The 15,678-nt window shown below is 70.9% G+C and carries 12 protein-coding genes; 8 read left to right on the forward strand and 4 right to left on the reverse strand.

Annotated elements, in window-relative coordinates; genetic code table 11:
- Positions 1-102: 102 nt before the first annotated feature.
- The 5 genes from IEY17_RS13715 to IEY17_RS13735 all read left to right on the forward strand — a co-directional run bounded on the left by IEY17_RS13715 (position 103) and on the right by IEY17_RS13735 (position 4,826).
- Positions 103-1,443, forward strand: a complete 1,341-nt coding sequence (locus IEY17_RS13715) for a glycosyltransferase family 2 protein (protein ID WP_188987749.1) — start codon at positions 103-105, stop codon at positions 1,441-1,443.
- An 81-nt stretch (positions 1,444-1,524) separates the two neighbouring features.
- On the forward strand, positions 1,525-2,211 hold the full coding sequence (locus IEY17_RS13720) for a LuxR C-terminal-related transcriptional regulator (protein WP_188987750.1): 687 nt from the start codon (positions 1,525-1,527) through the stop codon (positions 2,209-2,211).
- Positions 2,208-3,332, forward strand: a complete 1,125-nt coding sequence (locus IEY17_RS13725; protein ID WP_229680134.1) for a glycosyltransferase — start codon at positions 2,208-2,210, stop codon at positions 3,330-3,332. Before IEY17_RS13720 ends, IEY17_RS13725 begins: the two co-directional genes overlap by 4 nt.
- Positions 3,333-3,507: 175 nt before the next feature.
- A complete protein-coding gene (locus tag IEY17_RS13730; RefSeq protein ID WP_188987751.1) occupies positions 3,508-4,137 on the forward strand; it encodes a sensor histidine kinase in 630 nt (209 codons plus the stop codon).
- Positions 4,138-4,175: 38 nt separating this feature from the next.
- Positions 4,176-4,826, forward strand: a complete 651-nt coding sequence (locus IEY17_RS13735) for a LuxR C-terminal-related transcriptional regulator (protein WP_188987752.1) — start codon at positions 4,176-4,178, stop codon at positions 4,824-4,826.
- Between the two features lie 165 nt (positions 4,827-4,991).
- Here IEY17_RS13735 and IEY17_RS13740 read toward each other — a convergent pair whose 3' ends face one another.
- The 4 genes from IEY17_RS13740 to IEY17_RS13755 all read right to left on the reverse strand — a co-directional run bounded on the left by IEY17_RS13740 (position 4,992) and on the right by IEY17_RS13755 (position 10,808).
- Positions 4,992-6,581 (reverse strand): acetolactate synthase large subunit, encoded by a 1,590-nt coding sequence (locus IEY17_RS13740; protein ID WP_188987753.1) that lies wholly within the window; start codon positions 6,579-6,581, stop codon positions 4,992-4,994.
- A 372-nt stretch (positions 6,582-6,953) separates the two neighbouring features.
- Positions 6,954-7,793, reverse strand: a complete 840-nt coding sequence (locus IEY17_RS13745; RefSeq protein WP_188987754.1) for an alpha/beta fold hydrolase — start codon at positions 7,791-7,793, stop codon at positions 6,954-6,956.
- Positions 7,794-7,936: 143 nt separating this feature from the next.
- Positions 7,937-8,953, reverse strand: a complete 1,017-nt coding sequence (locus IEY17_RS13750; protein ID WP_188987755.1) for an aldose 1-epimerase family protein — start codon at positions 8,951-8,953, stop codon at positions 7,937-7,939.
- 70 nt (positions 8,954-9,023) lie between these two features.
- The gene (locus tag IEY17_RS13755; RefSeq protein WP_373289880.1) at positions 9,024-10,808 is read right to left on the reverse strand and encodes a glycoside hydrolase family 2 protein; all 1,785 of its coding nucleotides are present in this window, start codon (positions 10,806-10,808) and stop codon (positions 9,024-9,026) included.
- Positions 10,809-11,078: 270 nt separating this feature from the next.
- Between IEY17_RS13755 and IEY17_RS13760 the strand changes: the two genes are divergently transcribed.
- From IEY17_RS13760 to IEY17_RS13770, 3 genes are all read left to right on the forward strand, one after another.
- Positions 11,079-12,758 (forward strand): AMP-binding protein, encoded by a 1,680-nt coding sequence (locus tag IEY17_RS13760; RefSeq protein ID WP_188987785.1) that lies wholly within the window; start codon positions 11,079-11,081, stop codon positions 12,756-12,758.
- 730 nt (positions 12,759-13,488) lie between these two features.
- Positions 13,489-15,192, forward strand: a complete 1,704-nt coding sequence (locus IEY17_RS13765) for a glycine/sarcosine N-methyltransferase (RefSeq protein ID WP_188987757.1) — start codon at positions 13,489-13,491, stop codon at positions 15,190-15,192.
- A gap of 80 nt (positions 15,193-15,272) precedes the next feature.
- A partial coding sequence (locus tag IEY17_RS13770) for an S-adenosylmethionine synthetase N-terminal domain-containing protein (RefSeq protein ID WP_308423990.1) occupies positions 15,273-15,678 on the forward strand: 406 nt, incomplete at its 3' end.

Genomic DNA, 15,678 nt, shown 5'->3' on the forward strand with positions numbered 1-15,678 from the left:
GGTGACAACCGGTGATCGGAAGTCGACGTCGGTCGCATCGGCGGTCCCGCGGGGGTTCCGTCAGGCGCGCGCCGAGCCGCGCTGTTCTCCCGGGAGGACGGGATGATTCCTTGGTGGGTGCTGGCCATCGCGGTGTTCGGCACCAATTTCACGTTGTGGGGCCTGGTCGGTCTGCTGCGGCTGCTGGACTCCTCGGCGCAGAAGTGGTGGCCGCGCCGGGCCGGCCGCTCGGTGTCCGGCTCCGGCGTCGTGGTCGGTCGGCACCGCTACCGGCAACGCAGCGGTCGGCCGGTCGGCATCGAGGACGTGGCCGTGCTGATGCCCGCGCACAACGAGGAACTGGTCATCGTCGACAGCATCCAGGCGATCACCCGCCTGGTGCCGCCGGAGAACGTGCACGTGGTCTCCGACGGGTCCACCGACCGCACGGTGGAACTCGCCCGCGGCTGCGGGGTGAACGTGATCAGCACGTCCCGCAACGTCGGCAAGGCGGGCGCGCTGCAGGAGGCGATCCGCCGGTTCGGCATCGTCGGGCGGTACCGCGTGGTGATGCTGCTGGACGCCGACACGCACGTGGACCCCGGCTACTTCCGGGCGGCGCTGCCGCTGTTCGCCGATCCGCAGGTGGTCGCGGTCGCCGGGTGCGTGCGGACCACATGGCGCGGCCGCGGCCTGGGCGCGGTGGGCACGCTGGTGGCCTTCCACCGGCAGCGGATCTACACGATGACCCAGTACCTGCTGAAGTTCGGCCAGACCTGGCGGCGGGCCAACGCCACCCACATCGTGCCGGGCTTCGCCAGCATGTACCGCACCGACGTGCTGCCCCACATCGAGGTCAACCCGCCGGGGCTGGTCATCGAGGACTTCAACATGACCTTCGAGGTCTACCAGAAGCGGCTGGGCAAGGTCGGGTTCACGCCGTCCGCGGTGGCCGCCACCCAGGACCCCGGCACCTTCCGGGACTACGTCAAGCAGTGCAAGCGCTGGTCACTGGGCCTGTGGCAGACGGTCCGGCTACACCCGCCGCGGGCGAACCTGTTCACGGTGATGCTGGCGCTGCTGCTGGTGGAGATGCTGGCCAGCAGCATGATGCTGGTGCTGCTGCCGTTCGTGGCGCTGGTGCTGCTGGTGCCGGAGCTGTTCGCCGGGGCGCTGGCGCTGCCGGTGTTCCACGACGTGCACGCCTTCGTCGCCGGGTTCGCCACGCTGCCCACGCTGCTGTACGGCGTCGTGCTCCCGGACATGCTGCTGACCTGCGTGGTCGCCGTGCTCCAGCGGCAGCCACGGTTTCTGCTGTTCGGCTGCTTCTTCCTGCTGCTGCGCGTGGTGGACGCGGCCATCGCGCTGTACGCGCTCCCGGGGGCCTGGTTCTCGCGGTCCTCCGGGCGGTGGCGCAGCCCGGGCCGGCGGGTGATCGACCCGAGCGGCACGCCGACGAGGTGAGCCATGTCCGACGAGCGCGGAAGTGTGGTTCTCCTTCACTTGGGGGAGGACCGCCGGCGCGGACGCGGTCATTCTGGGGCCGTGGACGTGGTGCGGGTGTTGATGGTGGACGACCACCTCATGCTGGCCGAGGCGCTGAGCGCGCGGCTGGCCGGGGTGCCCGATCTGTGGGTCGTGGGGCACTGCGCGACCAGCGACCCGAAGCTGCCCGACGTGGTGCGGCGGTCGCGGCCGGACGTGATCACGCTCGACGTGGAACCGGCGGGCGCGGACACCGGCCGCTTGGTGCGGCGCCTGCGGGAAGCCCGCCCGGCTGCCGGGATCGTCGTGCTCACCGGGGTCCGCGGCCCGCGGCAGGCCGTCGACGCGGCACGGGAGGGCGCGGTGGCGTGGGTGCCCAAGGAGCACAGCATCGAGGCCCTCACCGAGGTCGTGCGCGGGGTACCCCGCGGGCACAGCTGGTTCCCGCCCGACCTGCTGGGCGAGGTGCTGCGGGAGCTGCGCGAGGACAGCGCGCGGGCGGCCGCACGCAACGGGCCGCTGGACGTGCTCAGCGACCGAGAGCGGGACGTGCTGCGCGGCATGGTCGCGGGCAAGCGCGGCGCGCAGATCGCCCAGGAACTGCTGATCTCCACCGAGACCGTCCGCACGCACACCCGCAGCATCCTGGCGAAGCTCGGGGTACACAGCCAGCTGGAGGCGGTGAGCGTCGCCTGCGCCGCCGGCCTGCGCGTCGACGCGGACACCGGACCGGACGGCGAGCGGTGAGCAGCGGACCGCTGCGGGTCGCCACCGTGATCACCCGCCTGGACGGCGGTGCCGGGGTCATGGCGCTGCGCGGCGCGACGGCGCTGGACCCCGCCGAGCACCGGGTCACACTGATCACCGGCTCGGGCAGGTTGCTGCCCGAGGCCCGCGCCGCCGGGCTGGAGACGATCGTCGAACCGGCGCTGCGCGCGCCCATCGCACCAGCCCACGACCTGCTCGCCCTGCATCGGGTGACCGCGCTGCTGCGGCAGCGCCGGTTCGACGTCGTGCACACGCACTGCGCGAAGGCAGGCGCGGTCGGGCGGATCGCGGCGCGGCGGGCCGGGGTCAGCCGGATCGTGCACACCTACCACGGCTTCCCGTTTCATGGGTTCCAGCGCCCGCCCCGGCACCGGGCCTACGTCGAGATCGAACGCGCCCTCGGGCGGCTGACCGACGTGGCGCTGTGCGTGGGCAGTGGGGTCGCCGTCGAGGCGCTGCGGCGCGGTCTGGTCGCGCCCGAGCGGATCCGCACCATCGACGTCGCCGTCGACCACGACGTGCCCATCCGCAGCGAGCAGTCGCGGCAGCGGGCCCGGCGCGAACTCGGCCTCGGTCCGCGGGACGTGGTGGTCGGCGCGGTCGGGCGGTTGACCTACCAGAAGGCGCCCGAGGACTTCGTCACCGCGCTGCGCCTGCTCGACCGGCCCGATGTGGTTGGGGTGTGGGTCGGTGGCGGGGAGCTCACCGAACGGGTGCACGAGCACGCGGCCGCCACCGGCACCCGGGTGCGGCTGGTCGGCCAGCGCGACGACGTCGCCGACCTGCTGCCCGCCTTCGACGTGTTCGCGCTGCCCAGCCGGTACGAGGGGCTGCCGCTGGCCGTGGTGGAGGCGATGGTGTGCGGCGTGCCGGTGGTGGCGACCGCGGTCAACGCGGTCGGCGACGTGGTGGTGCCGGGTGTGACCGGCCTGCTGGTGCCCCCGGGCAGCCCGCGGTCGCTGGCCACCGCGCTGGCGCACCTGCTGGATTCACCCGAGCTGGCGGCCCGGCTCGCCGCGGCCGCCCGCACCCGCGTGAACGGCCGCCACAACGCCGCCGCGCTCGGCGAGGCCCTCCACCGCGCGTATCGCGATCGGTGACCCGGGGTAGCGGGTTACCGCAGAAAGAGGAGTCCACGCCGCACGACAGCGCGGTGACCCCTGCACGTGCAGTAGTGGGGGCACGCTCCGCGCGGTGGTTGCAACACGGCGCGCACGGGTTCCGATTTGCCGGGTAGCACAGACTGCCGCGGGGAGAGGAGTAGCTGTGCACACGATGACCGATTCGGCGCGGGAGCTGGGGGACGGCCCGCGAGGTGGAGCGGAGTTGCGCAGCCTGTTGCACGATCTCGGGCACGGTCTCGCGACGCTGTCCTACCTCGCGGACGGGCTGCGCGCCGAGGCGTCCCTGGCGGGTGACGCGTTGCACCGGTTGCGGCTGATGGAACTGGAGCTGGACCGGCTGCTGGGACTGGTGGACCTGCGGGTCGAGCAGCCCGTCGAGGAGGTGTTCGCGCTGCGCGGCCTGCTGACCCAGCTGGTCGCGGTCAAGTCGCTGGCCGGTCCGGCTGACGTCTCGCTGGCCCCCGGTCCGGCGATCACCCTGCGCACCGACCAGACGCTGCTGTGGCGGATGGTGTCCAACCTGCTGGACAACGCCGTCCGCGCCGCCGGGCGCGGTGGCCGCGTCGAGGTGGCCGCGGACCGCGCCGGCGCGGGCGGGGTGAGCGTCGAGATCACCGACGACGGGCCCGGTTTCGGCAACGCGCCCCCCGGCTCGTCATCGCTGGGGCTGGGCATTGTCATGGCCCTGGCGCAGCGCTGCGGCGCTGACCTGCGCATCGATCCGCCCCCGCGGCGGGGCACCCGCGTGCAGCTGGCGTTCCCAGCGAGCTGCGTGGTGTGAGAGCCGCAGCCGGGGCAACAGGGGGGACTGAGAAGGACATGGTGGATCTGGTACTGGGCGACGATCACGCGATCTTCGTCGACGCGCTCGTGGCGACCCTGCCGCAGCACGGTTGCCGCATCCTCGGCACCGCCCACGACACCGCGGGGGTTGTCGCGGCGGTCCGGCGGCACCAGCCGGACGTGTGCCTGCTGGACCGCTACTTCGCCGACGGCGACGGGCTGGACGTGATCGCCGCGGTGCTCGATGCCGGTGGCCACACCAGGGTGGTGGTGCTCACCGCGGACGGCGACGTGCGGGGCATGCGCGACGCGCTGGGCCGGGGAGCGGTCGGCTACGTGAACAAGATGTGCGGGCTGGCGGTGCTGGCCGGTGCGATCCGCGGGGTGATGGACGGGGAGGTGGTCGTCGAGCTGGCGGCCTCCCGCGCCCCGCGGCTGGCGGGCACGACCGACGCCCGGCGGCTGGCCTCGCATTTGACGGCCCGGGAATGGCAGTGCCTGCGGATGCTGGTCGAGGGCTCGCACACGATGGCGATGGCCAAGCAGCTGGGGGTGGCCCCGACGACGGTGCGCACGCACGTGCAGTCGGTGCTGACGAAGCTGGGCGTCCACTCTCGCCTGGAGGCGGCGTCGTTCGCGATGCGCCACAACCTCCTCGAAGACGACCGCCTGCCGGCGGCCGGCTGATGCTGGGGGTCCGCGAGTCCCTTCGGTCAGGGGAGCCGAAGGGACTCGCGGCAGTCGGCCGGACCTGGTGGACGCCGATCAGTTGAGTTGCAACACGAGATCCTGATATGAACCGGTGCCCGGTGGTTGGACTGAGGAATTCGGTTCCGGTCATTGGCGACCAGTTCAGTTCGGCTCAAGGGCGCCCTTCACCCGTTGCTTGGTCGGGGTTCCAAGGATTGCTTCGATCAGGTGGGGGCCTGGTTCGGCGTGGGCCCGGCGGAGGGCTTCGACGAGTTCCTCGCCCGTCGTGACCCGGTTTGCGGGGACGCCGAAGCCGCGCGCCACCGCCGTCCAGTCCACAGTGGGCGATCCGAGGCTGGTCAGGTTCGCCGCCGCCTCGCCCGGCTGCTCGATGCCGGCCCGCCGCAGCTCCGCCTCCAGGATCTGGTAGCGGGAGTTCGCGCAGATCACCGTCGTGACGTCGAGGCCCTCGCGGGCCTGCGTCCACAGCGCCTGCACCGTGTAGGCCGCGCTGCCGTCCGCCTGGAGGTTGATCACGGGGCGGTCCGGGCAGGCGACCGCCGCGCCGGTCGCCACCGGCATCCCCATGCCGATCGCCCCACCGGTGTTGGTCAGCTCGCAGTGCGGCGGCGCCGCAGCCGCGATCGCCGGGTACGCAGCCCCCGACGACACCCCCTCGTTCACCACGATCGCCTGATCCGGCTGGGTGAGCACGATCGCCGCCGCGATGCTCGCCGCGCTCAGCGGTCCCTTTGGCGTCGGCCCCTGCGGGCGCTCCGCGCGCGGCAGCTCGACCGCCGCGCTGCCGGTCACCTCCGCCAGCGTGCGCAGGGCCTCGACCGCGTCCTGGTTGGCGTCAGCGAGCTCGTGCACCTCGAGCCGGTTCGGCAGCGGGTAGCTCGGCATGCCGCGGTACCCGAAGAACGCCACCGGGGTGCGGGCCCCGATAAGCACCAGGTGCGAGAACCCGTCGAAGACCCGCATCACGTCTTCCGGGAAGTACGGCACCGACCGCACCGGCGGCACGCCCGGCCCCCGCTCGATGCGGGCCGGCGAGCGCTCCACGAACACCTCCCCGCCGACGCGGGCCGCGATGCGCGCGGCGGTGCGGATGCCGTCGGCGGTGAGGGTGTGCCCGCCCAGCAGCAGCGCGGACCGACCGCGCCCGGCATTGAGCAGCTTCGCGATCTCGGCGATCCGCTGGTCGGCCACGGCGGGCCGGGCCGGCGCGGCCGGGACGTCGGCGGGCTCGCCGCCCTGGCTCCACATGTGGTCCGCCGCGGCGATCAGCGTGGCGGGCAGCCGGTGCCGCAGCGCGGCCTGGTGCGCCTCGACGAACTCCGTCGCGGCCGCCGCCGCGGAGCTGGTGCGCCCCACCCAGCCCGACACCGGCCGGGCCAGCAACTCGATGTCGCTGGCCAGCGGCGCGTCCGCGGGCTGGTGCCAGGTGGCGTGCTCGCCGATGACGTTGAGCACCGGGGTGCGGGCGCGGCGCGCGTTGTGCAGGTTCGCCAGCCCGTTGGCCAGGCCGGGACCAAGGTGCAGCAGGGTCATCGCGGGCACCCCGGTCATCCGCGCGTGGCCGTCGGCGGCGCCGGTCACCACGCCCTCGGACAGCGCCAGGACGGCCCGTACGCCGTCGACCTGGTCGAACGCCTCGACCAGCGGGATCTCGGTGGTGCCGGGATTGGCGAAGCAGACCTGGACACCGGCGGTCTTCGCCGTGGCCAGCAGGCTTTCGGAACCCTTCACGTGCCACTCCTGTCGCCTCAACGCCGCCCAGGTGGGCGGGTCTCGTCAGCCATGCTCGCCGCCACCCGATGCGCGGGCAAGGGTCGGTACGGTGATGAACCGGAAGATCCGAACGAGGGGTGGCGTGGTCCGCGTGTCGAACTGGGGACGCCTGCTGGCCGGATGTTCGGCACCGCACCACCGCCGCCACCGCTGGCCCCGATCCGGTCCGAAGAGGACATGTCGGTGGTCCGCGTCGAGTTCGTGCGGACGCAGCACGAACTTGGGTGCCCCAACCGCTGGGAAGATTCCAGGTTTGCCGGAGCTTGGGGACCCCACCCGCGACCCGCGCAGGGCGGAGCGGTGCCGCAACGGCGGCGACCTGGCCCTCCGTCAGTCCTGGTGGGCCAGGAGGTGCTGGAGCAGCAGGCGGGTGAAGGTCTCCGGCACCTCTTCGGGGATCCAGTGCGAGACGTCCTCGAGCATCTCGAACCGGTACGGGCCGGTGACGTGGTCGGCGGTGGCCAGCGCGGCGGTCGAGCCGACCGCCACGTCCTCGGTGCCCCACACGTACAGCGTGGGCACCGCCACGGGGCCGATCCGGCCGCCGCTGAAGCGCATCGCGCGGTACCAGTTCAGCGCGGCGGTCAGGGCACCGGGTTCGGTGAGCCGCTGCACGTAGTCGTCCACGTGGTGCTGGGGGACACCCGGATGGTAGATCTGCCGCAGCTTCCGGGCGTTGTCGGCCAGCAGCGCCTTCTCCGCGCCGGACGCGCGGAAGACCTGCATGTAGGCCGAACGCTGGTGCTGGTCCTCGTCGTTGCGCACCGCGTCGCCGAACGGGTCGGGGTGCGGTACCGACACCGCGGTCAGGGTCCGGATCCGCTCGGGGTGCTGGGCGGCCGTCGTCCACGCGACCGCCGCGCCCCAGTCGTGCCCGACGAGGTCGAAGCGGTCCCAGCCAAAGTGCTCGGCGATGGCCAGCACGTCCCCGACGAGCTCCGCCATCCGGTAGTCGACCACCTGCTCCGGCCGCACGCCGGGGGAGTAGCCGCGTTGGTCCGGGGCGACGGCGAAGCACTCGGCGCTGCCCAGCACCGACAGCTGCTCGCTCCACTGCACGGCGGCCTCCGGGAACCCGTGCAGCAGCAGCACCGGACGCCCGTCCTGCGGCCCGGCGGTCAGCGCGTCGAACTTCCCGGCGGGAGTGGGGATCTGGATGTACGCGGCCACCCGGCCACTGTACTGGCGCCCCCGACGGCACCGCCGTCCCGGACCGCGGCAACGGCAGCGAAGGGCGCCTTTGGCCGAGTAACTCGGCGAGCGAAGCCCCCGAGGATGACCACGCTTGGCCGCGGTGCGGGCCCTTCGGTGAGTCAGTTCGCGATGCGGTAACCCCAGGTACCGCGGTGGGTTTCGCCCGGCTTCACCACGATCAGGCCGTCGCCGGTGACGAAGGCGTTCGGGGCGCACGTCATCGGCTCCACCGTGATGCCCATGCGCGGGTCGCGGTCGGTGCTCGGGCTGTCATCCGTGTAGACCTGCAGGTAGTCGTGCGTGGCGTCGACCCACAGCTCCGCCGTCACACCGTCCGGGCGGGCGAAGCGCACCACCGCGGTGCCGTCCGGGCCGCGGGTCAGGTCCGTGAACGCCGTGTCCATCTCGGTGCGGCCGATCCGGCGGGGCGTGCGGAAGTCGAAGTCGGTGCCCTCGACCGGTTCGGTGCCGACCGGGATCAGCCGGTCATCGGTCCGGTAGTAGGTGGCGGCGGGCAGTTCCAGGACGATGTCGTCGATGCGGTCCCCGCCCGCGGCCAGGTAGGTGTGGTTGGCGGTGCCGAACGGCGCGGCGGTGCGGCCGATGTTGCGGGCCGTCAGCGTGCTGCGCACCCCGGTGGCGTCCACCGCGTACTCGATGCGGAACGCCAACCGGAACGGGTAGCCGTAGTCGGGCGGGAGCACGTACTCCAGCACCACGCTGTCCGCCCGGTGCCGCACGGGGTGCCACTCGACGAAGCTCATCAGACCATGCAGCGCGGTGTCCCGCTCGGGTTCGTTGATCGGGACCTGGTACTCCTGGCCACCGAAGGTGTAGCGCCCGCGGTCGATGCGGTTGGGCCACGGCAGGATCGTCTTGCCCTGGTAGCCCTCGCCGACCTCGTCGGCCGGGTGCGTCAGCAGCATCTCCGCGCCGTCGACCTGCCAGGACAGCAGCGTCGCAGCCACCCCGGCGACCACCGCCCGCTGCCGCCCGGACCGGATCTCGTACAACCGCCCGTTCGCGGTCACCGCGTCGCCGGGTAGCTGGGCGGCGGCCGGCTGGGCCACGGCCGCGGCCGCGGTGGCGCCCGCCACCGTGGCGAGCGCGGCGCGCCTGCTGAACGTCCGTCGCATCCTGCTCCTCCTGGGGGTGGGGTGAGCACGCCGGGAATCCACTGTGGCCGGTCGCGGTGCGGGCCGCCAGTCAGGGCGTGCCCGCGTCGATCACCGCCAGGTTGTGCGCGCGGACCGCGGCCAGGTCGGGTTTGAGGACCCGGCGGTCGTAGGTGAGGAACCCGTTGACCTCGTTCTCCACGTCGGTGGTCTGCGTGTAGATCGCCGCGCACAGGCCGTTCTCGGTGACGATGCGCACCAGCTCGTCGCTGACCTCCCCGTAGCGGCGGGTCAGCGCCTCGCGGCTGTCGGTCATCTCGTACGCCTGCGGCTGGCCCGGCCACAGGTGCCCCTCCTCGACGAGCCCGAGTCCGCCGTACTCGCCGTCCACCGAAGCACGCTCGCCGCGCACCTGCGGGCTGCCTGGTCCCACGTAGGTGTGATCGTCGTAGAGGTGCCCGGCCCCGCTGTCGGGCAGCGAGTAGCAGCAGTTCACCCCACTGTTGGCGTCGACCAGCCGGGTGGGGTCGGCGCGCCGCACCAGCTCGGCGATCTCGGCGGTGTCGAACTCGCCCCAGCCCTCGTTGAACGGCACCCAGACCACGATGGATGCAACGCTGCGCAGCTGGTCGATCACGGCGGTCAGCTCGGCCCGGAAGTTGGCGCGGGCCTGCTCGCCGGGCGGCGGGTTGCTGCCGGGCGGGTCGGCCAGGTCGATCGGCAGCGACGGCATGTCCTGCCACACCAGCAGTCCCAGCCGGTCGGCCCAGTAATACCAGCGGGCCGGTTCGACCTTGACGTGCTTGCGGACCATGTTGAAGCCCAACCGCTTGGTGACCTCCAGGTCGAACCGCAGCGCCTCGTCGGTCGGAGCGGTGTAGATGCCGTCCGGCCAGTAGCCCTGGTCCAGCGGGCCGTGCTGGAACAGAATCTTCCCATTCAGGGCGATCCGCGGCCTGCCCTGCTCGTCGTCGACGAGCCGCACCGTGCGCAGACCGCCGTAGCTGCGGACCCGGTCGAGCTCCCGGCCCTCGCCGTCGATTAGCCGCACCACGATGTCGTAGAGGTACGGGTCGTCGGGGGTCCACAGGTGTGGGTCGGCGATCGGCAGCCGCAGCGGGACGTCGCTCGGTCCGGTCGCGCGCGACACCTCGGTGCCGTCGGCGTCGAACACCACGGCCTCGACCCGCTCCCCGGACCGTGCCGAGGTGCGCGCGGTGAGGTCGAATCCGGTCAGGTCCGGGGTGATGTCGAGCTTGGCGACGTGCGCGTCGGGCACCGGCTCCAGCCACACGGTCTGCCAGATCCCGGAGGCACCGGTGTAGAGGATTCCGCCGGGATTGTTGCGCTGCTTGCCGACCGGGTAGGGGTTGGCGTCGTTACGGTCCTCGACGGCCACCACGACCTCCTGCCGGGGACCGGGGCGGAGTGCGTCGGTGATGTCCGCGCTGAACGAGGTGTAGCCGCCCTCGTGCACCGCCACGGTGCGGCCGTTGACCGACACCTCGGCCTTCTGGTCCACCGCCCCGAAGTGCAGCAGCACCCGCTGCCCGGCCCAGTCCGGCGGCACGGTGAAGGTCCGCCGGTAGCGCATGTGGTCGTCGTGGCGCTGCACGCCCGACAGCGCCGACTCCGGCGGGTAGGGCACCAGGATCCGCTCGTCGGTGCGCTGCGGCGGCGTGTCGCCGCCGGCGTACTCCCAGACCCCGTTGAGGTTCAGCCAGCGCTCGCGGGTCAGCTGCGGGCGCGGGTACTCGGGCAGGGCGTTGTCCGGGCCGACCTCGTCGGTCCACGGCGTGGACAGCGGTGGGGCTTTCGGCCGCCACGGGTCGGCGGGGGCGGCGACCGCCGGAACTCCGGAGGCGGCGGCGAACAGCGTGGTGACCAGCAGGACCCGCAGCAGCACGATTCCTCCAGACCGACATGCCGCGAAAGGCGGACGAACTCCCCATCAACCGACAACAGTGACCATGAACGCACGCTCAGTCAACGCGGCCGAAAGAGCGCCCGCAATTCGGAGCAGCGCAGCGTGGATCAGCGGGCGTCATGCGGTTACGTTGTTGGCGCGCTCAAGCGCATCGGCAGCGCAGCCGAGTTCAGGAGGGTATGCACGTTGACCGGTAATCTCCCAACCGACGCGGGCGCGATGTTCCTGGCCGCCCGCGACTTCCTGCTGCGGCACCGCGAGGACTACGACACCGCCCGCCGGGAGTTCTGCTGGCCGCAGCCCGCGGAGTTCAACTGGGCGCTGGACTGGTTCGACACCATCGGCGAGCGCCGGGACGGACTCGCGCTGTGGATCGTCGACGCCGACGGCGGCGAGCACCAGGTGACCTTCCGCGACATGACCCGCCGGTCCAACCAGGTCGCCAACTGGCTGCGCGGGCTCGGGGTGCGCCGCGGCGACCGGCTGGTGCTGATGCTCGGCAACCAGGTGGAGCTGTGGGAGACGATCCTGGCCGCGATGAAGCTCGGCGCGGTGGTGATCCCGGCGACGCCGCTGCTGGGCGCGCCGGACCTGCGCGACCGCATCGACCGCGGCCGGGCCCGGCACGCGGTCACCACGTCCACCGACACGGCGAAGTTCGCCGAGGTGCCCGGCGACTACACGCGCGTCGCGGTGGGCGAGCCGGTGCCGGGCTGGCAGGCGTACGCGGACAGCGCCGGGGCCGACGAGCGCTTCACTCCGGACGGGCCGACCCGGGCCGACGACCCGATGCTGCTGTACTTCACCTCCGGCACCACCGCGCTGCCGAAGCTGGTGGAGCACACCCACGCGTCCTACCCGATCGGGCACCTGTCCACGATGTACTGGATCGGGCTGGAACCCGGTGACGTGCACCTGAACATCTCGTCGCCGGGCTGGGCCAAGCACGCGTGGAGCAACTTCTTCGCGCCGTGGAACGCCGAGGCCACGGTGTTCGTGTACAACTACACCCGGTTCGACCCGGCGGCGCTGCTGGCGCAGATGCAGCGCTGCGGCGTCACCAGCTTCTGCGCGCCGCCGACGGTGTGGCGGATGCTCATCCAGGCCGACCTGGGCTCGCTGACCACCCCACCGTCCAAAGTGGTGGGTGCGGGGGAGCCGTTGAACCCGGAGATCATCGAGCAGGTGCGGCGCGCGTGGTCGGTGACCATCCGGGACGGCTTCGGTCAGACCGAGACCAGCGTCCAGGTGGCCAACACGCCCGGGCAGCCGGTGCGGCCGGGGTCGATGGGCCGCCCGCTGCCCGGTTTCGACGTGGCACTGCTGGACCCGGTGACCGGTGAGCCCGCGGACGAGGGCGAGATCTGCCTGGCGTTGCAGCCGCGGCCGGTGGGGCTGATGACCGGCTACGCCGACGACCCGGAGCGCACCGCGGAGGTGACCCGCGGCGGTTACTACCACACCGGGGACGTCGGGTCCCGCGACGCGGACGGCTACATCACCTATGTGGGTCGCACCGACGACGTGTTCAAGGCGTCGGACTACCGCATCTCGCCGTTCGAGCTGGAGAGCGTACTGCTGGAGCACGAGGCGGTGGCCGAGGCGGCGGTGGTGCCCGCGCCGGACCCGATCCGCCTGGCGGTGCCGAAGGCGTACGTCGTGCTGGCCGGGCAGCACCGGCCCACCCGGGAGACGGCTCTGTCCATCCTGCGGTTCGCCCGGGAGCACCTGGCGCCGTACAAGCGGGTGCGGCGGCTGGAGTTCGCCGAGCTGCCGAAGACGATCTCGGGCAAGATCCGCCGGGTGGAGCTGCGCGGCCGGGAGAACGACCTGCACGCCGCCGGCGGTACGGTGCCCGGCGAGTACCGCGAGGAGGATTTCCCGGAGTTGAGGTCCTGATGAACTCCTGACCAGGGACCGATGACGCGCTGCTGTGGCGCGCGTCACATTCTTACCGTAGGTGATACGCGGCGGCGATCTGCATCGATATGGCGGATGTCAGAAATGACTCCGCGTGGTCGCCGGCCGGTCTCACCTGGACGGCGGTGCCGCGAGGGGATCGGAAATCATAACATCCGTGCTCCCCGGCGTACTGCCGGGACTGCAGAAGAGAAAAAGTCAACCGCCGCGCCGCCCATTCTTCGGATTTTTGTCGACGTGCGCGGTTGTGCTCTTTGCGGTTGTTGTGGTATTTCGGGCGCGCGGTAGTATACACAGTTCGGCGAATCCATGCACGTGCCCAATCGTTACCCTTGGTGGAATTGGCCGATGTCGGCGCTGGTGGTAGCGCAATCATGCACCCTGGGTGACCATTTAAATCACGCAATCATCGCATTCCGGTGATTAGCGTCACACGTTCGTACGCTTGATTCGCGATCTCCTTCGCCTAGGTTGGGTAACCGACGCACGGCAAAAGCGCGTCGGCGCCGGTCGGCAAAGGTGCCGATCGAGTGGATGATCGGTGTAGCTGTTGCGGCCTTGAGTGTTTCTCGGCTGCCCGGCCGATCAGGTGTTGCCTTTTTTCGCAGTGGCGACCCGGCACGGCCACGAGCCTGGCTCGGGGCACGGATATTGCGCGGACCCGAGTTGAGCGGTGGCGCATGACCAACGTGAGTGGTGGGAGTGAAGAATGGCCAAGAGCGTGGACGACCTTGCCGCCAGCGAACGCGCCGGATCTCCGGATGCCGCTGATCTGGTGCGCCGCGAGGAGCAGGTGTTCGGCGACAATCCGTTGGAAGTGCGCGAATCCGATCACTACACCTACGAGTACGTCGGCGGATTCGTCGAGAAATGGGACGAGCTGATCGACTGGAAGAAGCGCTACGCCAGCGAGGGCTCGTTCTTCATCGACCAGCTCAAGGCCCGCGGCGTCCGGTCCGTGCTGGACGTGGCCACCGGCACCGGGTTCCACTCCGTCCGGCTGCTGGAGGAGGGCTTCGAGACGGTCAGCGCCGACGGCAGCCCGCAGATGCTGGCCAAGGCGTTCAGCAACGGCCTGACCTACGGCGGGCACATCCTGCGCGTCGTGCACGCCGACTGGCGCTGGCTCAACCGCGACGTGCACGGCGAGTACGACGCGATCATCTGCCTGGGCAACTCGTTCACCCACCTGTTCTCCGAACGCGACCGGCGCAAGGCGCTGGCCGAGTTCTACGCGATGCTCAAGCACGACGGCGTGCTGATCATCGACCAGCGCAATTACGACGCGATTCTGGACAACGGGTTCTCCAGCAAGCACACCTACTACTACGCCGGTGAGGACGTTTCCGCCGAACCGGAGTACGTCGACGAGGGTCTCGCCCGATTCAAGTACACGTTCCCCGACAAATCCGTGTTCTACCTCAACATGTACCCGCTGCGGAAGAACTACATGCGGCGGCTGATGCGTGAGGTCGGATTCCAGCGGATCGACACGTACGGCGATTTCCAGGAGACCTACCACGACTCCGAGCCGGACTTCTTCATCCACGTCGCGGAGAAGAAGTACCGCCCCGACGAGGAACTGTCCGACATCTACTCCACCGCCGTGCACACCGCCCGCGACTACTACAACTCCAAGGACGCGGACAACTTCTACTACCACGTCTGGGGCGGCAACGACATTCACATCGGCATCTACGAAAGGCCGGACGAGGACATCACCACCGCCTCGCGGCGCACCGTGGAGAGGATGGCGCAGAAGGTCCGGATCACCCCGGACACCCGCATTCTGGACATCGGCTCCGGGTACGGCGGCGCGGCCCGCTACCTGGCGAAGACCTACGGCTGCCGGGTGTCCTGCCTGAACCTCAGCGAGGTGGAGAACGCCCGCAACGTCGAGTTCAACCGGGCCGCCGGGTTGGACAGGCTCATCGAGGTTAGGGACGGGTCGTTCGAGGACATCCCGTACCAGGACAATGCCTTCGACATTGTGTGGTCGCAGGACGCGATCCTGCACAGCGGCGACCGCGAGCGGGTCCTGGAGGAGGTGACCCGCGTGCTCCGGGGCGGGGGCTCGTTCATCTTCACCGACCCGATGGCCGCCGACGGCGCCCGGAGGAAGGACCTGGGCACGATCCTGGACCGGCTCAACCTGGACACCATGGGCTCGCCCGGCTTCTACCGCCGCGAACTGGCCCGGCTCGGACTGCAGAACTTCGACTTCGAGGACCTGACCGAGCACCTGCCGGTGCACTACGCGCGGGTGCTGGAGGTGCTGGAACGCCGGGAGGCGGAGCTCTCGGATCGCATCAGCGAGAACTATCGGACCAAGATGAAGACCGGCCTGCGTAACTGGGTGGCCGGTGGCAAGGCGGGCAACCTGGCATGGGGCATCATCCACGCCCGATCGTGACCGGGGGACCCCGCGGTCGGAAAACGGCACCATCTACGCGAGGATCTGAAGCCGCATCAGCTGTGAGGTGAGGAGCAGTCGTGAGCGAGATCAACCGCAGGTTGTTCACCAGTGAGTCGGTGACCGAGGGGCACCCGGACAAGATCTGCGACGCGATCAGCGACGCCGTGCTGGACGCGTTGCTGGCGCAGGACCCCCGGTCCCGCGTGGCGGTCGAGACGCTGGTGACGACCGGCCAGGTGCACGTGGCGGGTGAGGTGACCACCGAGGCATATGCCGATATCCCGACCATCGTGCGCGAGAAGATCCTGGAGATCGGCTACGACTCCTCCGCGAAGGGCTTCGACGGTGCCTCCTGTGGCGTGAACGTGGCGATCGGGTCGCAGTCGCCGGACATCGCGCAGGGCGTGGACGTCGCGCACGAGACCCGCGTCGAGGGCGTGATCGACGAGATCGCCAAGCAGGGCGCCGGTGACCAGGGCCTGA

It is taken from the genome of Saccharopolyspora thermophila (assembly GCF_014646075.1).
GTDB classification, from domain to species: Bacteria; Actinomycetota; Actinomycetes; order Mycobacteriales; family Pseudonocardiaceae; genus Saccharopolyspora; species Saccharopolyspora thermophila.